Source organism: Bradyrhizobium oropedii (assembly GCF_020889685.1).
In the GTDB taxonomy this organism is placed as follows: domain Bacteria; phylum Pseudomonadota; class Alphaproteobacteria; order Rhizobiales; family Xanthobacteraceae; genus Bradyrhizobium; species Bradyrhizobium oropedii.
In genome coordinates this window covers 14,302-38,326 of record NZ_JACMYO010000052.1, presented here as the reverse complement: position 1 = coordinate 38,326, position 24,025 = coordinate 14,302, and the positions used below count along the sequence as shown (strand labels likewise).

Genomic DNA, 24,025 nt, shown 5'->3' with positions numbered 1-24,025 from the left:
GTTCCGGGGCGATGCGGAGCATCGAACCCGGAACCTCGAGATTCCCCGATGCGCAATCTGCGCATCTGTGGTTCGTCCTTCGGACGCCCCGGAATGACAACATTAATCCAGGTGGAACTTCTCCAGCTGGCGGTGCTCGGCCTTGATGTAGCGCACGGTGCCGGTCACCGAGCGCATCACGACCGTCTCGGTCTCGATCACGTCCTTCTTGAACTTCACGCCCGTCAGCAGCGAGCCGGTGGTGACGCCGGTGGCGGCGAACAGGCAGTCGCCCTTGGCCATGTCCTCGATGCCGTAGATCATCTTCGGATCGATGACGCCCATCTTGTGGGCGCGCTCGCGCTTCTCTTCGGTGTCGAGGATCAGGCGGCACTGCATCTGGCCGCCGATGCAACGCAGCGCGACCGCCGCCAGCACGCCCTCGGGCGCGCCGCCGGTGCCGATATACATGTCGACGCCAGTCTCATCGGGCTTGGCGCAGTGAATGACGCCGGCGACGTCGCCATCGGTGATCAGCTGCACGGCAGCGCCCGTCGAGCGCACGCTATTGATGATGTCGGCATGGCGCGGACGGTCGAGCACCAGCACGTTGATGGCGGTGGGGTCGACGCCCTTGGCCTTGGCGAGCCGGCGCACGTTGTCGGCCGGCGGCGCGTCGAGCTCGATCACATTCTTGGCGTAGCCCGGGCCGATCGCGATCTTCTGCATGTAGACGTCCGGCGCGTGCAGCAGCGTGCCGCCATCGGCCATCGCCATGGTGGCGATCGAGCCGGGCATGTTCTTGGCGCACAGCGTGGTGCCTTCGAGCGGGTCGACCGCGATGTCGACCTTGGGACCGGCGTTGAGGCCGACCTTCTCGCCGATGAACAGCATCGGCGCCTCGTCGCGCTCGCCCTCGCCGATCACGACGGTGCCTTCGATCGGCAGCTTGTTGAGCTCTCGCCGCATTGCGTCGACCGCGGCCTTGTCGGCGGCCTTCTCCTGGCCATGGCCGCGCAGCCGCGCGGCCGACACCGCCGCGCGCTCCGTCACGCGCACGATTTCGAGCGTCAGGATGCGCTCGAGCAGCATCTGCGGCGGAACGGAAATATGGGTCGACATCGGCGTACTCCTTAAGCCTCTGGGACAGGCCAGCCTGCCCGCATCAATCGTCTCACGCCCGACCCGTTCAGGCCATGCGCTAGTTCTTCTCGATCCGGATCACCTGCGGCCGGCCGCTGATGACCTTATCGCGCTGCACTGCGGCCAGCGCGCGATGCACGGCATCCTCGCTGGTCGCATAGGTAATCAGAATGACGGGGACCGGTGAAGGTTTTTTGGCCGCGCCATTCACATCGACGCCATCCGGGTGCCGTTGCACGATGGATTCCAGGGATATCTTCTGTTCCGCGAGCCGGGTGGCGATTGTCGCGGCAGTGCCTGCAAGATCGCGCGCCATCAGGCGGATATAGTAACCACCCTCGTGGCGTTCCATCGGCGCCTTGGAGGTGTCGCGCAACCGCTCGACCGGACGGCCGAACGGCTTGGCGCGAATGCCGCGGGCCACGTCGGCGATGTCGGCCACCACGGCCGAGGCCGTCGCGCCGCCGCCGGCGCCGGGCCCGACCAGCGTGATCGGCGGAATTCCCTCGCCGTCGATTGCGACAGCATTGGTGACGCCCATTACCTGCGCGATCGACGATGATTTCGGCACCATGGTCGGGTGCACGCGCTGCTCAATGCCCTTTGCCGTGCGCACGGCGACGCCGAGCAGCTTGACGCGGTAGCCGAGTTCCGCGGCGGCCTTGAGGTCTTCCGGCGTGATCGAGGAGATGCCTTCGACATAAACAGCGCTTTCGGCGACCTTGGTTCCGAAGGCGAGGCTCGCCAGGATCGCAAGCTTCTGCGCGGTGTCGTGACCATCGACGTCGAATGACGGGTCGGCTTCGGCGTAGCCGAGACGCTGGGCGTCTTTCAGGCATTCTTCAAACGACAGACCCTCCTGCTCCATCCGGGTCAGGATGTAATTGCAGGTGCCGTTGAGGATGCCGTAGACGCGGTTGACGCTGGTGCCGGCGAGGCCCTCGCGCAGGGTCTTGATGACCGGGATCGCCGCACCGACCGCCGCCTCGAAGTTCAGCGCGCCACCGTGCTTCTCGGCAGCCGCCGCGAGCCGCAGGCCATGCTTGGCGATCAGCGCCTTGTTGGCTGTCACGACCGACTTGCCGGCCTTCAGCGCGGTCTCGATCGCGGAGAGCGCCGGATCGCCGGCGCCGCCCATCAGCTCGACGAAGCAGTCGATGTTGGGATCTTCGGCCAGCGCCTCGGGGCTCTTCGCCCAGGCGATGCCGCGCAGGTCGAGGCCACGCTTCTTGGCTTTCGAGCGCGCCGTGACGGCGACGACGCGAACGACGCGGCCGCTGCGCTCGGCGAGCGCCCGGCCTTGCGTTTCGATGAGGCGGACGACATCGGCACCGACGGTGCCGAGCCCCGCTATGCCCACGTTCAGGGGTGCGACCATGGATTTAAAGGACCTGGAGATTAAGCAACCTGGAAGGATTAGCGTCGGTTGGCGAGAGGAACGACGTTGTGCAACGTTTCGATGCCGCTTTCAAGGAAGCGGCGCACGCCGCGCGCGGCCTGCCGGATGCGCTGCTCGTTCTCCACCATCGCGATGCGGACATAGCCTTCGCCATGTTCACCGAACGCAACGCCGGGCGACACTACGACGCCGGATTTCTCCACCATCAGGGTCGCGAACTGCATGCTGCCGACCGCCTCGAATTCCTTGGGCAGCGGCGCCCAGGCAAACATCGAGGCCTGCGGCGGCGGAATGTCCCAGCCGGCGCGGCCAAATGACTCAACCAGCGCATCGCGGCGCTTGCGGTAGGTGTCGCGCATCTCGCGGATGCAGTCGTCGGGACCGTTCAGCGCCGCGGTCGCCGCCACCTGGACCGGCGTGAAGGCGCCGTAATCGAGATAGGATTTGACCCGCGCCAGGGCGGCGATGATGCGCTCATTGCCGACCGCAAAGCCCATGCGCCAGCCGGCCATCGAGAAGGTCTTCGACATCGAGGTGAACTCGACGGTGACGTCGATCGCGCCGGGCACCTGCAGCACCGACGGCGGCGGCTTGTCCTCGTCGAAATAGACCTCGGCATAGGCCAGATCGGACAGGATGAAGATGTCGTGCTTCTTCGCAAACGCGACCAGATCCCTGTAGAAGTCGAGGTCCGCGACATAGGCGGTCGGGTTCGACGGATAGCAGACGATCAGCGCGATCGGCTTCGGGATCGAATGGATGATCGCCCGCTCGACCGCCTCGAAGAACTGCGGCGTCGGCTCCGACGGCACCGAGCGGATCACGCCGCCCGCCATCAGGAAGCCGAACGCATGGATCGGGTAGCTCGGGTTCGGGCACAGCACGACGTCGCCGGGCGCGGTGATCGCCTGCGCGACGTTGGCAAACCCCTCCTTCGAGCCGAGCGTCGCAACCACCTGCGTATCGGGGTTCAGCTTGACGCCGAAGCGGCGCGCATAATAGGCGGCCTGGGCCTTGCGCAGGCCGTTGATGCCGCGCGAGGCCGAGTAGCGGTCGGTCCGCGGCTTGCCCAGGGTCTCCTTGAGCTTCTCGATCACATGCGACGGGGTCGGCAGGTCCGGGTTGCCCATGCCCATGTCGATGATGTCGGCCCCGGCATTGCGCGCGGCCGCCTTGGCCTGGTTGACCTTTTCAAAGACGTAAGGCGGCAGACGGCGAATGCGGTAAAAATCTTCCATGGGACCCTTGCTCCGACAACCGCGACGCCAGAATCGCCCCCTTGGTAAGCTTGCGGAAGCCGTCACGGCCTCTTACAGAAATCGCGCTGAATCAATGATTTAGAGCGAATTCAGGCGCACGATCTGGGGGCTGCGGCCGGATCTGCGGTTGAACTGGGTTTCTTTTAGCACGGACGCCGGGCGGCGCCAGCGCTGATCGGCCACTGGCGCGGCTCACTTGCCGGCCTGGGCTGACGCCTGGGTCTGGCGCTCGCGTGCGGCAACCAGCTCCTGCTCGATCTTGGCCTGATCCGCCGGCTTGATCGTCGGATCGGCGCGGTCAGGCGGAAGGTCGTGGACCGGGAGGTAGCCGCCGGCATCCTTTTGCCGCGCCGGCGCGTCGGCCGGCATGCCCATATCGGCAATCGTGCTCGAGCAACCGCTCAGCGCCAGCAACGACGCGAGCAGCACTGCGGCCGCGGGCCCTCTGTTCATTCTATCGATCGGCATGCGCCGAATTGTCCCCAACAAGCTAGCGCGTAGGTCGCACGTTGCCGACACGGGTCGCACTGGTACGAGCCTTGCAGCGTCCCCGCTGCGTTAATCCTGGCTTTAATCGTTTCAAACGATTGTCGCTCGAAACGCTTAAGCCGTGAACAGCAAAAGCGACCCCTGAGGCTTCAATATGACGGAACAAAGATTTTTTGTCGCACCGCAACACAGCGAAACATCGGATTTTCACTGATTTTCGTTGCCGCACCGCGCGATGACGCCCCCCCAACGACGCGATATTGTCCTTCAAATGAGCAACGTCAGTACCGACACCCAAGCCGCCCCGAAATTCAACGCCGAAGCCTTCGCCATGAACATCGCGCGGGCGATGGAGAGCAGTGGCCAGGCGCTGGCCGCCTATCTCAAGCCGCGCCAGACCGGCGAAGTCCGCGACAAGCCGCCGAACGAGCTCGGAGAGGTCATCAAGACCTTCAGCGTGATCGCCGAATACTGGCTGTCCGACAAGGAGCGCGCCTCGTCGCTGCAGATGCAGCTCGGCAAGGATTACCTCGATCTCTGGGGCGCGGCGGTGCGCCGCATGGCCGGCGAAGCCGATGCCAAACCCGCGATCGCGCCGGCTCCGCGTGACAAGCGCTTCCAGGATCCGGAGTGGAAATCGAATCAGTTCTTCGACTTCATCCTCCAGCTCTATCTGTTGACCGCGAAATGGGCGCAGCAGCTGGTCCACGACGCCGACGGGATCGATCCGCATACCCGCAAGAAGGCCGAATTCTACGTCCAGCAGATCGCCAACGCGCTGGCGCCGTCGAACTTCGTGCTGACCAACCCGGAAGTGCTGCGCGCCACCGTCGAGACCAACGGCGACAACCTGGTGCGCGGCATGAAGATGCTGGCCGAGGATATCGAGGCCGGCCACGGCACGCTGCGGATCCGCCAGTCCGATTCGAGCAACCTCGAGGTCGGCGTCAACATGGCGACGACGCCGGGCAAGGTGATCTACCAGAACGAGCTGATGCAGCTGATCCAGTATTCGCCGGCGACGGAGAACGTGCTGCGCACGCCACTGCTGATCGTGCCGCCATGGATCAACAAGTTCTACATCCTCGATCTGCGCCCTGAGAAATCCTACGTCAAATGGTGCGTCGACCAGGGCATCACGGTGTTTGTGATCTCCTGGGTCAATCCGGACAAGGAGCTCGGCAAGAAGACCTGGGCCGACTACATGGCCGAAGGCCCGCTCACGGCGATGGACGTGATCGAGAAGGTCACCGGCGAGATGAAGGTGCACACCGCCGGCTATTGCGTCGGCGGCACCATGCTCGCCTCGACGCTCGCCTATCTCGCCGAGAAGCGCCGCCAGCGCGTGAAGTCGGCGACGTTCTTTGCCGCGCAGGTCGACTTCACCCACGCCGGCGACCTTCTGGTGTTCGTCGACGAGGACCAGATCTCGGCGCTGGAACGCGATATGCAGGAATCCGGCGTCCTCGAAGGCAGCAAGATGGCGATGGCCTTCAACATGCTGCGCTCGAACGACCTGATCTGGTCGTATGTCGTGAACAATTACCTGAAGGGCCAGTCGCCCTCCTCATTCGACCTCCTGCACTGGAATTCGGACGCGACGAGGATGCCCTCGTCGAACCACTCCTACTATCTGCGCAACTGCTATCTGGAGAACCGGCTGTCGACCGGCACGATGGTGCTCGACAACACGCTGCTCGATCTGTCGAAGGTGAAGGTGCCGGTCTACAATCTCGCCGCACGCGAGGATCACATCGCGCCGGCGGAATCGGTGCTCTACGGTTCGCAGTTCTTCGGCGGCCCCGTGAGATATGTGCTGTCCGGCTCCGGCCATATCGCCGGTGTGGTCAATCCGCCGGCCTCGAAGAAGTACCAGTACTGGACCAACGACAACATCAAGGACATCAAGCTCGCCGACTGGCTGAAGGGCGCCGAGGAGCACAAGGGTTCGTGGTGGCCCGACTGGCGCGGCTGGCTGGAAAGCCATGATCCGGAGACCGTCCCGGCGCGCGTGGTCGGCGCGAACGGAACGCCGGTGCTCGAGGACGCGCCGGGCAGCTATGTCCGGGTCCGCGCGTAGCGCCAAGCCTTCTCGTAGCACCAAGGCTTCACGTAACGCCAAGTCTATGCGTAGCGCCAAGGCTTCGCGTAGCGCTAAGTCTTCCGCTCAGCTATAAGCAGACGATCCCGAGGTCGGGAATCGAATTCACGTGAGGGGGAGACGATGACGCGCGAACTGTTCTGGCTGTCACTGACGGTGATCCTGACCGGCCTGCTGTGGGTTCCCTACATCATCAACCGCTGCCAGGTGCGCGGCCTCTCCGGCGCCATGGGCAACCCCTCGCGCAACGACAAGCCGCACGCGGAATGGGCCAACCGGCTGATGTTCGCCCACGACAATGCGGTCGAGAATCTCGTGATCTTCGCGCCGCTGGTGCTGATCCTCAACGCCGCCGACTACTCCACCAAATGGACCGTGCTCGCCTGCGCCGTCTATTTCTGGGCCCGCGTCGCGCATCTCGTCGTCTACACGCTCGGCCTGCCGGTGTTCCGTACACTGGCCTTCACGGTCGGCTTCCTCGCGCAGGCGGTGCTGGCGCTGGCGATCTTCAAGGCGCTCTGAGCGGCAAATTCCCGCCGGTCGCGGCGCAGCCGCGCCGGCGCTATCCCTCGTTCCTTCGCACCACGATATGCAGCATCGTCGCGGGCGCCTCGTCGAAACTCTTGATCTCGCTGGTGTCGGATGAGACTTGCAGCCACGCCCCTGACCCGGCGTAGGTCGCGGCCAGCCATTCAGCTGCGGGATAATTGTAGTAGCGGCCGATGCTGTCGCGGCCGTCGTCATGGCCGATCTTGTAGCTCGCGTAGAAGATGCCGCCAGGCTTCAGCGCCCGATGGATGCGGCTGAGGATGCCGGCCAATTCGTCGCGCGGAACATGCAGCAGGCACGCGCTGGCCCAGACGCCGTCATAGGCTTCGAGGTCGTCGAGCTCATCGAACAGCATCGCCTCGACCGGATGATTGATGCGGCGCGCCGCGACTTCAGCCATTTCAGGTGAACCGTCGGTCGCGCGCAGCACAAAACCTTCGGCGAGCATGACGGCGGCATGATTGCCGGCGCCACAGCCGAGCTCGAGGATCGCGCCGCCCGGCGGCAACAGCTTGAGAAAGCCGATCAGCCGGGCGGACGGAGCCTTCGCCCACCCGGCATAAGCCTCGGCATTGCGCCGATAGAATTGCAGTGTGGCGTCGTCCACGACGCGCCTCGTCGTCAGCTATCGGCCAGCCCGAGCATCAGCCGCATGTTCTGGACCGCCGCACCCGAGGCGCCCTTGCCCAGATTGTCGAGCCGCGCGACCAGCACGGCCTGGCGGTGCTTGTCGCTGGCAAAGACATAGAGTTCGAGCTGGTTGGTCTCGTTGAGTGCTTCCGGCTCGATCTTGCCGCCCGTGCTGGCCTCGTTCTGGAGCGGCATCGCCGAGACGTATTTGCTGCCGGCGTACCACTTCGCCAGCACAGCCTGCAGATCGGCTCCATCAGGCTTGCCCGGCAGCGCGTCGAGTTGCAGCGGCACCGAGACCAGCATGCCCTGCCGGTAGTTGCCGACCGACGGGATGAAGAGCGGCCGCCGCGTCAGATGCGAGTAGAGCTGCATCTCCGGCACGTGCTTGTGCTCGAAGCCGAGCCCGTAGAGATGGAACGCCGGCGCCGAGCCGTCTTCGAAGCTTGCGATCATCGACTTGCCGCCGCCCGAATAGCCGCTCACCGCATTGATGGTGACGGGATAGTCGGCCGGCAGCAGGCCACCGTCGACGAGCGGCCGCAGCAGCGCGATTGCGCCGGTCGGATAGCAGCCCGGATTGGAGACCTTTTTCGCGTTGCGGATCTTGTCGGCCTGGTCGGGCGCGAGCTCCGCGAAACCATAGGCCCAGTCGGGCGCGACCCGATAGGCCGTCGACGCGTCCAGCACCTTTGGCGCTGAGTTGCCCATCGTGTCGATCAGCGCGACGGTTTCCTTGGCGGCATCATCGGGCAGGCAGAGGATCACGAGATCCACCTCCTCCATCAGCGCGCGCTTGGCACCGGCGTCCTTCCGCTTGTCCTCTGCGATATGCTTCACCGCGACGTCGCCGATCGCGTGCAGCCGTTCCTGGATGCCGAGCCCGGTGGTGCCTGAGCCGCCATCGACGAACACGGTGGCCTTGGTCGCACCGCTCTTGGTCTTTGGATTGGTATCGGTGAGGGTCATGGCACGTTCCTTTCGAGCTCATTCGTTTCGTTTGCTAGCACATTGGCCGCGCCTGCGCCGCCAATCCGGTGATGGGCAGTTATCCTTGGATCGAACGCATCCTCGTCCACGTTAACAAGCCCCGCTCACGGAAACAGCGCGATCTGCTCCAGTCCGGTGGTTTCGGGCAAGCCGAACATCAGGTTCATGTTCTGGATCGCCTGTCCGGCCGAACCCTTCACAAGATTATCGAGCGTCGAGAGCACGATGGCGCGGTTCTCGATCCGGTCGGCGACGACGCCGATCTGAACGTAATTCGAGCCACGCACGTTCTGCGTCTGTGGCAACACGCCCTTCTTCGTCACATATACGAACGGCTCGTCGGCGTAGGCCTTTTCCAGCTCGGCGCGCAAATCGTCCGGCGTAGCCCCGTTCAGCTTGACATAAGATGTGCAGAACTCACCCCGCGCCATCGGAATGAGATGCGGGGTGAAGTTCACTGTCACGGTCGAGCCAGCGGCTGCGCCGATCTCCTGCTCGATCTCCGCCGAGTGTCGATGGCTTCCGATCGAATAGGGCGACAACCCTTCGCCGGCCTCGCTGAACAGCGTGTTCTGCTTCAGTCCCCGTCCGGCGCCGGTGACACCCGACTTGGCGTCGATGACGATGTCGTCGACGTCAATCAGCTTTGCCTTGGCCAGCGGAACAAGCGCCAGCAGCACCGCCGTCGGATAGCAGCCGGGACAGGCCACCAGCCGCGCGGCCGTAACCTTCTCCCGGTAGAGCTCGGTCAGCCCATAGACGGCCTCGTCCTGCAATTCGAGCGCCCTGTGCTCATGGCCATACCATTGCGCGTAGCTGTCTTTGTTGCGCAGCCGGAAGTCCGCGGACATATCGAGGATCTTGATTCCGGGATTGGCTTTCAGCACCGCAGCGATGATCTCTTGCGTCGTCCCGTGCGGGAGTCCGCAGAACACGGCATCGAGCCGCGTCCAGTCGACCTTTTCCCATTCCACGAGTTTTGGCAGGTCAAGCATGAAGAAGTGAGGAAACACCTCGCTCATCGCTTTGCCGGCATGGGTGTTGGCGGTAAGCGCGGTGATTTCGGCATTCGGGTGCCGCGCCAACAGGCGCACCGCGTCGGCGCCGGTGTAGCCGGACGCGCCCAGAATTCCGATTTTCTTCTTCGTCATTGCTCGCTCCTCGGAAGCGTAGTCATCTCGGTCTGTATCATCGCGAAAGCCTGCGGGCGCACCTCGCGCATTAAAGCCGCGATGTCCCGGGCACCGAAATCGGCCTGCAAAGCGAGCGCGTTGCCGACCGCCGCGAAATCGGCTTCGGATTTGTGCTGGTTCAGCTTGAAGCTGCCCTCCACCTCTTCCACCGTCATCTCAAAGCCCACGATCGCCTTCTTCATGGCATCGAGCCGCGGGGCTGTCATCTTGCCTGACGTCCACGGGGGTTTCGGCAGCAGCCGGTCCTCGAACTTGGCGCTCAGCGTGTCGATCTGAACCGCGAGTTCCTCATCCGACAGGGTCCGCACCGACCCGGTCAGATGCACGGCCTGATAGAGCCAGGTCGGCACCTGGTCGGGCGACACGTACCAGTCCGCCGACACATAGGCATCCGCGCCGTTGACGGCCAACAACCAGGGAGCCCCGCCCGCCAGCTTTACCAGCGGATTGTGACGGGCAACATGAAACAGCGCCCGCGGCGTGCCGTCGGCGGCGTAGGTCAAATAGAACGGCAGCACCGAGGCGATCGGCTTGCCACCGTCCCACGCGCAGGCCATGCCGAAACCGCGCGCTTCCGCGAAGGCAAGGCTCGCGGCTCGGTCAGGCTTGAATACCGGTGGCGTGTACATGGTCGAAACTCCTGCGTGACGAAGGAGCCGCCAGATCGAACCGCGTGTCTTTTTGAGGAGAGCGCCGCGGGATCAGGTCCGGCGGCAGAGGCGATGGTCTTAAACGCGAGCGACCGCCCATACCGCGATAATGCGGCGGCGGCGGGCAATGATGATGGTCGCGGCGTTGATCATGGGCGCGGCTATAGGGCCGCACCCCTTTGACGTCAAGGTTTGCTTTCGTCATTCCGGGGCGATGCAAAGCATCGAACCCGGAATCTCGCGCCATAACCTCTGGATTCCCTTATGCGCGATCGCGCATCTGAGGTTCGCGCTCCGCCCACCCTCAGGTGCGCAATTGCGCACCGGGGAATGACCGGCTAGATCGCCGGATTCCACGGCGCCGGTACGACGCGGTAGCCGCTGCCGTCCTTGACCACATTGCCGAGCCCCGGGAACGGGTAATGATAGCCCTGCACCTGGAGCCGCTCCGCGACGATGATGTCGTAGATGCGGCGGCGGGTCTTCTCCGCCATGTCGCCGTCCTGGTCGAAGAACGCATGCCAGCCGGGATTGGTCGCGAACAGATACGGATTGTTGGTGACGTCAGACTGGATGAAGACCTTGTCCGGGCCTGAGGCCAGCACGTAGGAGGTGTGGCCCGGTGTATGGCCGACGGTCTCGACCGAGGTCAGGCCCGGCGCGATCTCCTTGCCCCATTCGTAGGGCGTGACCTTCTTCTTCAGGCCGGCATCGAAGATGTTTCGGTTGTTCTTGAACAGGCCCGCCATGCGGCCGGCCGGCGCCCGGCTCATCTCGCCGTCGTCCATCCAGAACTTCCACTCGGTCGCCGGCACCAGCACCTCGGCGTTCGGGAACGCCGGCGTACCCTCGGCCGTCAGCAGGCCGTTCACATGGTCGCTATGGAAATGCGAGATCACGACCATGTCGACATTCTTGGGGTCGAAGCCGGCCGCGACGAAATTGTCGGCGAACTGGCCACTGACGCCCTTGCTGCTGACCTTCGCCAGCGCGCCATTGCCGGTATCGATCACGATCAGCTTGCCGCCGGTGTTGAGCACGAGTGGCGCATACCAGATCGACACCGTGTCGCGCGGCATGAACGCCTTCTCCAGCGCCGCGTTGATATCGTCCCGCTTCGCATTCGGGATGAAGGAGTCTTCCAGCTTGAACACGCCCTTGCCGTCGGACACCGCGGTGACGAGGATATCGCCGACCTTGTAGCGATAGAAGCTCGGCGCCTGCTTGTCGGCGACCGGCGCCGCGGCGGCCACGGGAGCGGCAGGCAACAACGGTGCGGCGGCGATGCCGGCAGCGCCAGCGAGAGCGTGACGTCGTGTCAATTCCATGTGTGTCCTCCCAGTGAAACGATGATGCGCCCGATGGAAGCTGCGCCTTCTGACGTGAGATTCTATCCGCGTTCTAGACGGTCGAGCGATGACGACAATGCGAGCCGTTTGCCCTCCCGCCTAACCCCCGCAGGTTGGCCTTATTCCGGGACTCGCTACACCACCCGCCACATCCACTCGATACCTTGGGCAATGACGTCGCCGAACAGCAGCAGCGCCGCGGACCAGACCAGCGCGGAGACGAAATTGGCGACCTGGAACTGCCAATACGACATCTCGAAAATGCCGGCCGCCAGCGGCACCGAGGCGCGCAGCGGACCGAAGAAGCGGCCGATGAAGATGCTCGGCACGCCCCATGTCTTCACGAACGCCTCGCCGCGCGGCAGGATTTCGGGATAGCGCGACAGCGGCCACATCTGCGCGACCTGTTCCTTGTAGCGATAGCCGAACCAGTAGGAGACCCAGTCGCCGAGCGCGGCGCCAATGCCGCCCGCAATCCAGATCGGCCAGAAGCTGATCCCGCTGACGCCGATCAGCGCGCCGATCGCAACCAGCGCGCCCCAGGCCGGCACCAGCAGCGAGATGAAGGCGAGCGATTCAGCGAACGCCAGCAACAGGACGATCGGGGCGGCCCAGGCCTGGTGATGGCGCACGAATTCGGCCAGGGCCCGCGCAAGGTCTTCCATTTCGTCGTGTGCCTTCCGCTCCGTTGAACCTCGAATGAACCTTTCTACCGGCACGCAGCCTAAGAACAGGTAAGCCAGCCCATTGCGTGACATCAAGTCACAAAGGCGGGGATCAAACGTGATTTCCGACAGGCTCCGCGGTCCGGGCCGGCCGACATCTCCCTCATAAGAAAAAGGATTCACTGGATGATCGGGTCACTGATGATGTGCGTGGGCGTTGTCGTTTTGCTGTTCGGAATGCTCGCGGGCATCGCCATGGGTATCCAGCACGACTTCACGTTGGGGCCGGCGCATGCGCATCTCAATCTCGTCGGCGGCGTGCTGCTGTTCCTGTTCGGCCTCTACTACCGGCTGATGCCGGCGGCAGGCACGATGCTGCTCGCCAGGATCCAGGGCTGGCTGCATATCGTCGGCGGCATCCTGTTTCCGGCCGGCGTCGCCGCCGTGCTGCTGAAGGGGCCATCCTTCGAGGCGGCCCCGATCGTCGGCTCGCTGATGGTGGTCGTCGCCATGGCCCTGTTCACGGTCGTTGTATTCCGCACCTCGCGGGCGTAATCGCGGGCGCCTATCTACACAGGCGGCCGGCCCTTCAGGGGGCGGCCGCCCCCATTTGGCAGCCCATCCGTGGCATAGTCAGAGCAACCGATTCGCTGCGCCAAGACCGGCGCGTCACTTGAAGAACCATGGCCAAACCATTGAAGTCGAACGCCAAAAGTAAATCTGCCGACGATCTGTTCGGGGCTCCGGAGCCGAAGGGACGTGCACCGGCCAAGGCCGCCTCGCGGGCTGCAGCCGGCGCCGAAGCCGGCTATACGGCGGCCGATATCGAGGTGCTGGAAGGGCTGGAACCGGTCCGCCGGCGCCCCGGCATGTATATCGGCGGCACCGACGAGAAGGCGCTGCACCACCTGTTCGCCGAGGTGATCGACAACTGCATGGACGAGGCGCTGGCGGGTCACGCCACCTTCATCGACGTGGAGTTGACCACCGACGGCTTCCTGACCGTGACCGACAATGGCCGCGGCATTCCGGTCGACCCGCATCCGAAATTCCCGAAGAAGTCGGCGCTCGAAGTCATCATGTGCACGCTGCACTCGGGCGGCAAGTTCGACTCCAAGGTGTACGAGACTTCGGGCGGTCTGCACGGCGTCGGCGTCTCCGTGGTCAACGCCCTCTCCTCGCGGCTCGAGGTCGAGGTTGCACGCAGCGGGCAGTTGCATCGCATGACCTTCGAGCGCGGCCATCCCAAGGGCAAGCTCGAAGACCTCGGCAAGGTCAACAACCGCCGCGGCACGCGGATCCGCTTCAAGCCGGACACCGACATTTTCGGCGCCAAGGCGGCCTTCAAGCCGCAGCGTCTGTTCAAGATGACGCGCTCGAAGGCCTATCTGTTCGGCGGCGTCGAGATTCGCTGGCACTGCGATCAGGAACTGCTGAAGGGCGTCGAGGACGTTCCGGCAGAAGCCAAGTTTCACTTCCCCGGCGGCCTGAAGGACTATCTCGCCGCGGCGATCCATGCCGACACGCTGGTGCATCAGGATATCTTCTCCGGCAAGTCCGGCCGCAGCGGCGCGCATGGCGCCTGCGAATGGGCTGTCGCCTGGACTGCCGATGCCGACGGCTTCCTGTCGTCCTACACCAACACGGTGCCGACGCCCGACGGCGGCACGCATGAATCGGGCCTGCGCAGCGCGCTGCTGCGCGGCCTGAAGGACCATGCCGAGCGCGCCGGTCAGGGCAAGCGCGCGGCCTCCATCACTTCGGAAGACGTGATGGTGGGCGCGGCCGTGATGCTTTCGGTGTTCGTGCGCGAGCCTGAATTCCAGGGCCAAACGAAGGACCGCCTCGCCACCGCCGAAGCGCAGCGCATCGTCGAACAGGCGATGAAGGACCCGTTCGACCATTGGCTGTCAGGCAATCCGAACCAGGCCAACCGGCTGCTCGATTTCGTGATCGATCGCGCCGAGGACCGGCTGCGCCGCCGCCAGGAAAAGGAAACCGCGCGCAAGACCGCCGGCAAGAAGCTGCGCCTTCCCGGCAAGCTCGCCGATTGCTCCGACGCAGGCACCGAAGGCTCCGAACTCTTCATCGTCGAAGGTGACTCGGCCGGCGGCAGCGCCAAGCAGGCGCGCGATCGCAAGACGCAGGCGGTGCTGCCGCTGCGCGGCAAGATCCTCAACGTCGCCTCTGCCGGCAAGGACAAGCTGACCGCCAACGCGCAGCTCTCCGACCTCGTGCAGGCGATCGGCTGCGGCACGCTCGCGCACTACCGCGAAGAGGATCTGCGCTATCAGCGCATCATCATCATGACCGACGCCGATGTCGACGGCGCGCACATCGCATCGCTCCTGATCACCTTCTTCTACCGGCAGATGCCGCGGCTGATCGACGAGGGCCATCTCTATCTGGCGGTGCCGCCGCTCTACAAACTGAAGCACGGCACCAAGTCGATCTACGCGCGCGACGACGCGCACAAGGAAGAGCTGCTGAAGAGCGAGTTCAACGCCAACGCCAAGGTCGAGGTCAATCGCTTCAAAGGCCTCGGCGAGATGATGCCGGCCCAGCTCAAGGAGACCACGATGGATCCCGCCAAGCGCACGCTGCTGCGCGTGGTGCTGCTGGCCGATGATCGCGAGGGCACAGCCGACTCGGTCGAGCGGTTGATGGGAACCAAGGCGGAAGCCCGCTTTGCCTTCATCTCCGACAAGGCCGAATTCGCCAGCGACGACCTGCTCGACGTCTAGGATCAACCGACTGATCTGAAACGATTTTCCGGCCGCCCTCCTGATCGGGGGCGGCCGTTTTCATTGGCCTTTTCGGAGCGCCCAAGCGCTTCGTTTTCGGGTGGTTGTGTCTCACCCGCAACAGCATTTCCGACGGAACCACGTATAGTCCTGACATGAGTTTCGGGAATCGGTGCCAGCGCACCCCCGTCAGCGACCCGATCGAACGCTAGTCGAGGATTTGGAAATGAAGAAGATTTTGCTCGCTCTGACCGCGGTTGCTGCGATGACGGCTTCGGCGTCGGCTGCCGATCTGGCCGCCCGCCCCTACACCAAGGCACCTGCCCCGATCGCGGTGGCGCCGAGCTGGACCGGCTTCTACATCTTCGGCGGTGGCGGCGGCGGCATCTGGGATGCTGACACCGGCGTTCAGTCGACCACCACGGGCGCACCGATCCTCGGCTTCAACCAGCGCCAGGGCGGCGATGGCTGGTACGGCACCGTCGGTGCCGGTTACGACTGGCAGACCGCCAACAGCTGGGTCATCGGCGTGTTCGCTGACGGCCAGTTCGGCAGCCTGAAGGGCACCATCCAGGATCAGGGTCTGGGCATCGCCGGCAACATCAAGAACGACTACAGCTGGGCCGCCGGTGCGCGCCTGGGCTATCTGGTCGCTCCGAACGTTCTGTCCTACGTCAACGCCGGTTACTCCAACTCGCATTGGAAGGGCACCACGCTGTTCAACACCGCGACCGCTCTTCCGGTCGGCGGACACACCAACGGCTTCGATCGCAGCGGCTGGTTCGTCGGCGGCGGCGTCGAGAACAACCTGAACATCTTCGGCATCACCGCGCCGGGCTGGTTCATGAAGACCGAGTATCGCGCCGCTTACTACGACAGCAAGAACATCTCGGAGCTGGCGGACGTCACCAACATCTCGAACGGCCGCGACATCACCTTCAAGCCGTTCGTCCAGACCATCAGCACCTCGCTGGTCTACCGCTTCAACTGGACCGGCCCGGTTGTTGCGAAGTACTGATCTCTTCTGAGATAGAAGACCAAAAGCCCCGGCATCGTCCGGGGCTTTTTTGTTGCCCTGATGGCTTCGGAACTATCCCGCCCACTGCAGAGCCGGCCGGCTGCGCCTGATCTGGTCAGCACGGGTACGATCGGGCACTCTCGCGGCCAGATTCAAACCACAGCGGACAACAACAATGAAAAACGGACAGTTTGATCTCTCGGGCCGGGTCGCGATCGTCACCGGCGGCAATGGCGGCATCGGCCTCGGCATGGCGCGCGGTCTGGCGGATGCCGGTGCGGCGGTGGCTGTGGTCGGCCGCAACGAGGCGAAATCGAAAGCCGCCGTCGAGGATCTCGGCAAGCGCGGCGTCAAGGCGATCGCGGTTGCAACCGACGTGACCGATAAGGCCGCGGTCGCGGCGATGGTCGAGCGGGTCGCCGGCGAGTTCGGCCGGATCGACATCCTCGTCAACAACGCCGGCATGAGCATCCGCAAGCCCCCGCACGAGCTCGAGCTCGACGAGTGGAGCAAGGTGATCGACACCAATCTCACCAGCGCGTTCCTGTGCTCCAAGGCGGCCTATCCGGCGCTCAAGGCATCGGGCCACGGCAAGATCATCAATATCGGCTCGATGATGTCGATCTTCGGCGCGAGCTTCGCGGCGGCCTATGCCGCGAGCAAGGGCGGCATCGTCCAGTACACACGCGCCTGCGCCAACGCCTGGGCACCGGACAACATCCAGGTCAACGCCATCCTTCCCGGCTGGATCGACACCGATCTGACCAAAGGCGCTCGCCAGCAGGTTTCCGGGCTGCATGAGCGCGTGCTCGCGCGCACACCGGCCGCACGCTGGGGTGCCATCGACGACTTCGCAGGCATCGCCGTATTCCTGGCGTCGCCGGCGTCGGACTTCGTCACCGGCACCGCGATTCCCGTCGACGGCGGCTATTCGGTCATGGCCTGAGCTTCAGGAGCCCAGAAACACAAGAGCCCCGGCGCACGCGCCGGGGCTCCTGCATCCTGTTCGCCTCAGTGTAAACTCAGTAGCGCGCGATCGCCGGCGCGTCGAACTTGTAGTTCATGCGCACCACCGCCCATTGAATGTCGCGCGGCTTGGCGTCGAACGTGTAGGTCCCCGCCGAAGTGCCGGCGAGCTGATAGGTCTGACGCTCGAAGGCCGCGTAATTGTATTCGACGCCGATGGTCCAGTTGCGGGTGATGCCGTATTCCCAGCCGGCACCGACCGTCCAGCCGCTGGCCCAGTGGGTCTGGCTGCCGGAGCCGGTTGCCGGCGGAACGTTGTCGACAACGGACAGACGGTTGTTCACGCCGGCATAACCGCCCTTGAAGTAAAGCAGGTTATTCTGAATCGCGTAGCCGGCACGACCAACGATCGTCGCCATCGCATTCGCGCGCCAGCTGAACTGATCATCGCGGCTAAGGCCGAATACCGTGTTGGTGACGCGACCGGAATTGTCGAGCCCGGAAATCGTGCCCTCGATGCCGAATACGAAATCGTTGGCCTGCCAGTTGTAGCCGATCTGGCCACCGCCCATGAAACCCGAGCCGCGCTGACGAAAGCCCTGGCCGGGAGCGAGATCACCGAACGCCGTCGTGTTTGCGCTGTTGACCCACTGCTCGTTGGCCCAGGCGCCACCGAGATGGCCGCCGACGTAGAAGCCTGCCCAGTTGTAGATCGCCTCCACATAGGCCGGCGCCTTGGTGTACGGACGTGCCGCGAGATCGGCGGCCGACGCAGCGCTGACGCCAAGCGCCGTGGTCACGGTCAGCGCGGCAATGAATCTGGCATGAAACACGATGGCACCCCCAGGTTGTCTGATGGGGATGAGCTTTCCCAGAGAGCCCCTTACCAAAAGAAAACCTCGGGAACCGGCAACGCAGAATCCGTGTCCGCCGGTTTCGAATCATGTCTCTCTGTTGCAATCGCGCAACTTCTAACGACCAATTTAAGCGACTGTTATCCCTAATAAATTCCGTTGCGAGCGTTCGACGCGCATCAACTCGCAGCCGGCGAATGCACGTGCTCCGGCCGCACCCCGACGGCGACAAGACGTGCCGTGAGGCCCTGCAGCCAGGGCATTGCCGTGATCAACCGCACCGCGAACGGCATCGGCTGATCGCCAGCCTTCAGCGCGGCGCTGATGATGTTGTTCTGCGCGATCACCTGCATGCGCTGGGTCAGGCGCACCGGAAATTCGCGGCGGCGCCTCACCGCGTCGAGTTCGTCCTCCGACGGGCAGCCTTGTGCGAGCTTCGCCGCCAGGATGTTTGCGGTCGCGACCGCGTCCTGCACCGCGAGGTTGACGCCGACGCCGCCGATCGGCGACATCGCATGCGCGGCATCGCCGATGCAGAGCAGGCCGGGACGGGTCCAGCGCGTCAGGCGATTGATCGCGACCGTGAGCAGCTTGACGTCGTCGAAGCTCTTCACGTCGCCGATGCCGGGCTTGAGGATCGGCGCGAGGCGCAGCACGTCGTCGAGCAATGCCGGCAATCCCCTCGCCTTCACCGCCTCGTATTGTCCCTTGGCGATCACATAGGCGCATTGCCAATAGTCGCCGCGATCGAACGTCACCATCATCTTGCCGTTGTCGACGCGGGCGAACAAATTCTCGGTCTCGTCCGGACGCCGCCCGACGCGAAACCACAACACATCCATCGGCGCGCCGATCTCCTCGACCGCGAGGCCGGCACGCTCGCGCACAATGGAATGGCGGCCGTCGCAGCCGATCGTCAGATCCGCCTCGATGTCGATGGGGCCGTCAGGCGTGTTCGCGCGCACGCCCGCAACAGCGTCGCCACGCCGGATCAGGTCGGTCGCCTCCGCGCTCATCAGCACCTTCAGCGCGGTGAAACGCTTGCCGCTCTCGCGCAGGAAATTGAGGAAGTCCCACTGCGGCATCATCGCGATGAAGGGATATTTGACGCTGAGGCGGCTCAGGTCGGCGATCCGCACCGAGGTGCCGCCGAACATGCCGTCGAGCTTCTGGATGTCCTGGTGCGGCAGCTTCAGGAAACCGTGGATCAGACCGAGCTCGTCCATCACCTGCAGGGTCGAGGGATGCACGGTGTCGCCGCGGAAGTCGCGGAAGAAGTCGGCATGCTTCTCCAGCACGACGACATCGACCCCCGCGCGTCCGAGCAGGTAGCCGAGCATCATGCCGGCCGGTCCGCCACCGACAACGCAGCAGCGCACCTTCATCTGACGCGTCTTCGGTCCCGCCGGATTGCCTGCATCCATGATGCCGTCCTTGCCGCTGTCTCGCCTCTCAGGCTCCGACTGTAACGCGGTTCGGACGACAAGGATGCAATGCTATCGCCTGCAAAACTATCGCCGGAACGTCTTGATTTCCGACACGCTGCCGTCGCGATAGGTCAGCTCCACCGAGACCGATTTGGTCTGCGGTGCGAGCTTCAGATAGGGCTGCGCGTCGGACGGGATCGCGCTCGGATCGCGCGAGTTGCAGGCCGGCATCTTCAGGACCTTGTCCGGCACGGCGCTATCGATGCCGATCCGCACCTCACGGATCGCGCAGCGATACGACATCAGATGCGTATAGTAGACCAAGAGCCCGTTGAACTCGCGGAACGCCAGCCAGCTGGTCGCGGTCATGTCGAGAATCTTGCGCTGGTCGCGGATCAGCGCGGCGTCGGGATCGAACTTGATCGGGAACGGCCCCTGCATCTCACCCTGCGTATCGACATAGCGGATCTCGATGGTGGCCGCCGGCGCGTCGGCGGGCAGCTCGATCGACGGGTTGGGCATCCGCTTGCGCGTGCGCGGATCGAGCGTGTCCATGAAGCCGGTTTCGCGGAAATCGCCGCTGTTGCCGATTCGCCAGGAAATGCCGAGCGTCGGATCGGCGATCGAGAACACGACGGTCCAGCCGCCATTGTGCCGCGAGAAGCTCGCGATCGGCGCGTTGATGGAGTCCTCCTTCGGCAGCTTCGGCACCGATACCGGCGGCAGCGCGGCCACCTGCTGCGGTGGAGCGGACGTCTTGGCAGCCTCGGCCTGCGCCTTCGCCTGCTCCTTGGCGATCCCGTTCAGGAAGACGTCGTCGACCATCTGGTCGAAATAGACCGGGATCTGCTTGTGCTTCACGGTCTCGGCCATCTCGCTGACCAGACGCCGCGTGCGCTGCGCGACCTGCACGAGGTTTTCGCCGGGCTGCAGCAACTCCCTGGCGAAGGTTCGCGTGAACACCGAATTGGGATTGGCGTCGTCGTTCGAGAGACGGTCGAGCGCGGTCTGGCGCGGCCCCGCCGAGAACACCGAGAACACGCCTTCGGGCAGTTGCGTCATCGGCGCCAGGCCACCGCCGCCGGCGACGGCGCGCGTACCGGCCCGCTCGAACGGATTGTTGCGGCAGGCGTCGAACACCAGGATCGAGGTGCGCGCCCTCTTGTTCTGCAACCGCTCGATGATGCGGTCGGCGAGAACAGAGGCGTCGCGCACCAGTTCCTCCTGCCCCTCGGTCGCTGCCGGCACATCGGTCGGCAGCAGGAAATTCTGGCCGGCGATCTCGAAGCCATGACCGGCATAGAAGAAGAACGCGGTATCGCCCGGTTCCACGGCGCGGTCGAAGGCGAGCAGCGTCTCGGAAAACGCCTGCCGGTTCAAATTCTCGGCCACCATCACGTTGAAGCCGAGCTGCTTCAGCGTGTCGCCCATGGTGCGGGCGTCGTTGACCGCCTTCTGCAGCTTGGGCACGTTCCTGTAGTCATTGTTGCCGATCACCAGCGCGACGCGCTTTTCGGCCTGGGCGGGCGCGGCCAATGCGGCAAATGCAATGGCCAAAAAGATCGCCGAAAGTCTCGAAAACCAGCTCATCATCCCGTTTCTCGCCTGCACGAGCAGTGTGCCGCCCATGCGACCGCCGCCTAATAGTCGGATCAGCCGTTTGGCCGGTTCAAGGCCGACCACACCGGGTCACTGTCCCGACCGCCGCCACCGGGCCACCATGGGCGCCCCGTCCGTCTCAGGTCAAGTTTCTTTTTACGGCCGGCATGATAGATTCGGGCCTTCACTCCGGCGCGAGCTCTCCACGGGTCCCAAGGGCTTTTCCGTGCACACATGGTCCACCGATCAAGTCGATCCCCGGGATCGCTTCGACTATTGGCGCGAGGTCCGCGCCAAGGGGCTGTTCGGCGTCACCGCGGAGCTCGAGCCCGACCGGCGCCAGGACTTCTTCGGTGAGTTTACGCTGCGCCAGCTCGGCGATGCCCGGCTGGTCGAGCTGCGTGCCTCGCCCTACCGGGTCGAACGGCGCACCGGCGATATCGCCGATGCCGCGAGCGACAGCCTGTGCATCTACCAGCAGCTCGGCGGCGGCGGCTGGTTCGGCGGCGCGCTGCTCGACGAGTTTGCGGTTCGCGACGGCATGTTCGCGACCAGCTATTCGGACCTGCCCTATCGCACCGTCCCGCTGCACGACGACGGCTTCCAGCTGCGCATCATCAAGATCCCCGTGGCGAACGTCGTGCCGCCGGGCGCCGAGCTCGGCGAGCTTGTCCCAAGGCCCGTGCAGGATGAGACCGCGCTGCAGATGCTGCTGGAATCCTGCTTCCGCGACCTGATCGAAGGCAAGGACGCCGCGGCGGCGGATACCGCTCCGATGGTGCAGGCGCTTGCCCATATCGCACTGATCGAGCGCGGTATCATGCGGCCGAAGAGCAGGCTCGCGCAGCAGGCCCTGCGCAGTGCCCATCTGTCGCTGGCCCGCCGCCTGATCCGGCGGCATCTCTCGAGTGCGGCGCTGACGCCGACCCTGATCGCCGGCCTGCTCGGCATCTCGGTCCGTCACCTGCACATCCTGTTCGAGGAAACCGGGAACAGCTTCTCGGAGACCGTCACCATGCTCCGGCTCGCGCAAAGCCGCCGCCTGCTCCGCGAGCAGCCCAGGCAGACCATCGCCGAGGTCGCTTATGCCTGCGGCTTCGAGAGCCTCGCGACGTTCTACCGCCTCTTCAATGCGTCCGAATCGATGACGCCGGGCGATTACCGGGCGCGACCGGCCTGAGCCTCCGGCCGGCACATCGGGCTGTTGCGGGTTGCTAAAGCGCTTTGATGCCCGTAATCGGGATTCCCGGCCTCACGCGCCGCCCCCTCGTCGTCCTCGGAATCCTGATGTCGAAGAAGATGATCAAGCCCGGACCAGACCTGCTGTTGCAGGTCGACCGGGCTTTTCTCGACTACGGCTATAGCGGGCTGTCGATGGTCGGGCTGGCCAAGGCCTGCGGCTTCACGCAGCGCGCGCTCTACTACTACTTCAGCAACAAGGAAGAGGCATTTCGGGCGGTCATCTCGTGGCGCCACGTCGACGACGTCGGGCTCGCGCTGGAGGCCGGCCGGTCGGTGCGGGCGAAGGGCGGCGGCGCGCTGGACATCTTTGCGAGGATTCTCGACGTCCGATACGGCGAAACGCGGCGCCGCCTCACGCATTCGCCGCACACCGTCGAGCTCAACGCCGAGGCCTTCAAACGCTGCCGCGACTTGATGATCAAATCCGCCGTCTCATTCCAGGCCGACCTGGAAAGTCTGGTGATCGAATTGCAGGCCGCCAAACTGCTGAAGCTGAACGGCGCGTTCACGCCGGCGCAGATCGCCCAGGCGCTTGCGGACGGCGGACGTGCCGTCAACCAATCGCTGCCGCCGATCGCCCACGACGACTTCTCGGCCCGCTATCGCCAGATGTGCGCGATGGTGCTGTACGGCTGCGCCGTGATGCCGAAGCGCAAGTAATCAGCGCTCTGCCCGGCCGCGCCGCAGGCGTCGCCTCACGTAACCCCTCGGACCATCGCTGCGGTCAGGGCCCGGCCGACCATGTCGCCGGGCCGTGGATATCTTCTGCCACATGTTACCTATTTCATATTTTACATGGTTATGTGAAATATAGGATATTGCATCGCAAGACTTTTTGGAGACGTCTCGAATGGTTGACATGGGACAAGCGGACGACCCGGCCCGTCGGCGCGCGATCGGGCGTTCTCTCGACCGAAATGATCAGCCTGCGCGCATTGAGAAGATAATTTCCGTCGATTTCGCCAGAACCGCGCTGGCGCTTCGTCCGGGCCCGGCACAGCCGATTTCCTTACCGGCGACGCGCGCTCTCACGCAGAGCGAGGGATCAAGCACGATGCGCGGCAAGCTTGGGGATCACAGCCCGGAATCGCTATCCACCGGTGCGGCACGCATTTCCGTCCAGGATGCCCCGGACATGCAGGCGGATCAAATCTCGGCAATTGAGCCTGCCCATCAAAGCTCTCCGACCACCGGCAATCGCGGCTGGGCGCCGCTGCTCGAAGCCTGTCTTGCCGACTTCAAGGAAGCCACGGAGACCGGTGATACCGCGCGCATTCCTGCGCTGGTCAAGATCGTCGCCGACCTTGCGCTGATCGAGCGCGGCGCGATCAGGCCGGGCAGCCGACGCGCCCAGCAGGCGCTGCGCGTCGGCCGGCTCAGCCTCGCGCGCCGCCTGATCACGCGCCATCTCGCAAAGCCGGCGCTGTCGCCAGGGATGGTCGCCGACCTGCTCGGCGTCTCGGTCCGCTACCTGCACGTCCTGTTCGAAGCGACGGGGGCGAGCTTTTCGCAGACCGTCACCGCCGAACGCTTGAGCGAGAGCCGCAGGCTGCTTTGTGAAAAGCCGCCGCGGCCGATCGCCGATGTCGCCCTCTCCTGCGGGTTCGGCAGCCTCGCCACCTTCTACCGGATCTTCAGCGCATCCGAAGGCCTGACGCCCGGCGAGTACCGGGCTGCGGGGCACTAGCCAAGACGGCGACCTGCTGCGGCCCTACGGCCACACTTGGCTGCATTTTCGCGGCAGGTGCGCCTCGGATCGACGGTATGCGCGCACTGAGA

At 64.5% G+C, this 24,025-nt stretch carries 22 protein-coding genes; 9 read left to right on the top strand and 13 right to left on the bottom strand.

Annotation, left to right across the window (positions count from 1 at the left end):
• Positions 1-102 precede the first annotated feature (102 nt).
• The 4 genes from glpX to H8A95_RS16750 all read right to left on the bottom strand — a co-directional run bounded on the left by glpX (position 103) and on the right by H8A95_RS16750 (position 4,248).
• Positions 103-1,101: a class II fructose-bisphosphatase gene (gene glpX, locus H8A95_RS16765; RefSeq protein WP_029083354.1), complete on the bottom strand. Its 999-nt coding sequence runs from the start codon at positions 1,099-1,101 to the stop codon at positions 103-105.
• 79 nt (positions 1,102-1,180) lie between these two features.
• Positions 1,181-2,500 (bottom strand): homoserine dehydrogenase, encoded by a 1,320-nt coding sequence (locus tag H8A95_RS16760; protein ID WP_229184114.1) that lies wholly within the window; start codon positions 2,498-2,500, stop codon positions 1,181-1,183.
• Between the two features lie 38 nt (positions 2,501-2,538).
• Positions 2,539-3,759 (bottom strand): LL-diaminopimelate aminotransferase, encoded by a 1,221-nt coding sequence (locus tag H8A95_RS16755; RefSeq protein WP_229184113.1) that lies wholly within the window; start codon positions 3,757-3,759, stop codon positions 2,539-2,541.
• Positions 3,760-3,972: 213 nt separating this feature from the next.
• Entirely contained in the window at positions 3,973-4,248 is a 276-nt protein-coding gene (locus tag H8A95_RS16750; protein WP_163151013.1) for a hypothetical protein, read from the bottom strand.
• A 292-nt stretch (positions 4,249-4,540) separates the two neighbouring features.
• Between H8A95_RS16750 and H8A95_RS16745 the strand changes: the two genes are divergently transcribed.
• Together H8A95_RS16745 and H8A95_RS16740 are read left to right on the top strand one after the other, a co-directional pair.
• Positions 4,541-6,349, top strand: a complete 1,809-nt coding sequence (locus tag H8A95_RS16745) for a PHA/PHB synthase family protein (protein ID WP_229184112.1) — start codon at positions 4,541-4,543, stop codon at positions 6,347-6,349.
• Positions 6,350-6,493: 144 nt separating this feature from the next.
• Positions 6,494-6,892 (top strand): MAPEG family protein, encoded by a 399-nt coding sequence (locus H8A95_RS16740; RefSeq protein ID WP_229184111.1) that lies wholly within the window; start codon positions 6,494-6,496, stop codon positions 6,890-6,892.
• A gap of 40 nt (positions 6,893-6,932) precedes the next feature.
• Here the strand turns inward: H8A95_RS16740 and H8A95_RS16735 are convergent, their stop codons facing one another.
• The 6 genes from H8A95_RS16735 to H8A95_RS16710 form a co-directional block, all read right to left on the bottom strand.
• Positions 6,933-7,526, bottom strand: coding sequence for a class I SAM-dependent methyltransferase (locus H8A95_RS16735; protein WP_229184110.1), 594 nt, complete (start codon positions 7,524-7,526; stop codon positions 6,933-6,935).
• A gap of 14 nt (positions 7,527-7,540) precedes the next feature.
• Positions 7,541-8,518, bottom strand: a complete 978-nt coding sequence (gene argC / locus H8A95_RS16730; RefSeq protein ID WP_229184109.1) for an N-acetyl-gamma-glutamyl-phosphate reductase — start codon at positions 8,516-8,518, stop codon at positions 7,541-7,543.
• A gap of 125 nt (positions 8,519-8,643) precedes the next feature.
• Positions 8,644-9,690, bottom strand: a complete 1,047-nt coding sequence (argC, locus tag H8A95_RS16725) for an N-acetyl-gamma-glutamyl-phosphate reductase (protein ID WP_229184108.1) — start codon at positions 9,688-9,690, stop codon at positions 8,644-8,646.
• Positions 9,687-10,361, bottom strand: coding sequence for an FMN-binding negative transcriptional regulator (locus H8A95_RS16720; protein ID WP_229184107.1), 675 nt, complete (start codon positions 10,359-10,361; stop codon positions 9,687-9,689). The genes argC (H8A95_RS16725) and H8A95_RS16720 overlap by 4 nt, the downstream gene beginning before the upstream one ends.
• Before the next feature lie 359 nt (positions 10,362-10,720).
• The gene (locus tag H8A95_RS16715) at positions 10,721-11,710 is read right to left on the bottom strand and encodes an MBL fold metallo-hydrolase (protein ID WP_229184106.1); all 990 of its coding nucleotides are present in this window, start codon (positions 11,708-11,710) and stop codon (positions 10,721-10,723) included.
• A 155-nt stretch (positions 11,711-11,865) separates the two neighbouring features.
• Complete coding sequence (locus tag H8A95_RS16710) at positions 11,866-12,396, bottom strand: DedA family protein (RefSeq protein WP_163151029.1); 531 nt, start codon at positions 12,394-12,396, stop codon at positions 11,866-11,868.
• A gap of 186 nt (positions 12,397-12,582) precedes the next feature.
• Here H8A95_RS16710 and H8A95_RS16705 point away from each other — a divergent pair, with 186 nt between their 5' ends.
• The 4 genes from H8A95_RS16705 to H8A95_RS16690 all read left to right on the top strand — a co-directional run bounded on the left by H8A95_RS16705 (position 12,583) and on the right by H8A95_RS16690 (position 17,104).
• The gene (locus H8A95_RS16705) at positions 12,583-12,951 is read left to right on the top strand and encodes a hypothetical protein (protein ID WP_229184105.1); all 369 of its coding nucleotides are present in this window, start codon (positions 12,583-12,585) and stop codon (positions 12,949-12,951) included.
• 128 nt (positions 12,952-13,079) lie between these two features.
• A complete protein-coding gene (parE, locus tag H8A95_RS16700; protein WP_229184104.1) occupies positions 13,080-15,140 on the top strand; it encodes a DNA topoisomerase IV subunit B in 2,061 nt (686 codons plus the stop codon).
• 226 nt (positions 15,141-15,366) lie between these two features.
• Positions 15,367-16,158 carry an outer membrane protein gene (locus H8A95_RS16695; RefSeq protein WP_229184103.1) on the top strand — a complete coding sequence of 264 codons (792 nt, stop codon included), beginning with the start codon at positions 15,367-15,369 and terminating at the stop codon, positions 16,156-16,158.
• 175 nt (positions 16,159-16,333) lie between these two features.
• On the top strand, positions 16,334-17,104 hold the full coding sequence (locus H8A95_RS16690) for a glucose 1-dehydrogenase (protein ID WP_229184102.1): 771 nt from the start codon (positions 16,334-16,336) through the stop codon (positions 17,102-17,104).
• A 76-nt stretch (positions 17,105-17,180) separates the two neighbouring features.
• On the opposite strand, the gene H8A95_RS16685 is transcribed toward H8A95_RS16690, so the two are convergent.
• The 3 genes from H8A95_RS16685 to H8A95_RS16675 form a co-directional block, all read right to left on the bottom strand.
• Complete coding sequence (locus H8A95_RS16685; RefSeq protein ID WP_229184101.1) at positions 17,181-17,957, bottom strand: outer membrane protein; 777 nt, start codon at positions 17,955-17,957, stop codon at positions 17,181-17,183.
• Between the two features lie 200 nt (positions 17,958-18,157).
• Positions 18,158-19,402, bottom strand: a complete 1,245-nt coding sequence (locus H8A95_RS16680; RefSeq protein WP_229184100.1) for an FAD-dependent oxidoreductase — start codon at positions 19,400-19,402, stop codon at positions 18,158-18,160.
• Positions 19,403-19,489: 87 nt separating this feature from the next.
• Entirely contained in the window at positions 19,490-20,995 is a 1,506-nt protein-coding gene (locus H8A95_RS16675) for a caspase family protein (RefSeq protein ID WP_420839399.1), read from the bottom strand.
• Between the two features lie 235 nt (positions 20,996-21,230).
• On the opposite strand from H8A95_RS16675, the gene H8A95_RS16670 reads away from it, so the two are divergent.
• The 3 genes from H8A95_RS16670 to H8A95_RS16660 all read left to right on the top strand — a co-directional run bounded on the left by H8A95_RS16670 (position 21,231) and on the right by H8A95_RS16660 (position 23,933).
• Positions 21,231-22,184, top strand: a complete 954-nt coding sequence (locus H8A95_RS16670) for a helix-turn-helix transcriptional regulator (RefSeq protein ID WP_229184099.1) — start codon at positions 21,231-21,233, stop codon at positions 22,182-22,184.
• Positions 22,185-22,291: 107 nt separating this feature from the next.
• Positions 22,292-22,906 carry a TetR/AcrR family transcriptional regulator gene (locus H8A95_RS16665; protein ID WP_229184098.1) on the top strand — a complete coding sequence of 205 codons (615 nt, stop codon included), beginning with the start codon at positions 22,292-22,294 and terminating at the stop codon, positions 22,904-22,906.
• 475 nt (positions 22,907-23,381) lie between these two features.
• A complete protein-coding gene (locus H8A95_RS16660; RefSeq protein ID WP_338027862.1) occupies positions 23,382-23,933 on the top strand; it encodes a helix-turn-helix transcriptional regulator in 552 nt (183 codons plus the stop codon).
• The last annotated feature ends 92 nt before the right edge of the window (positions 23,934-24,025 follow it).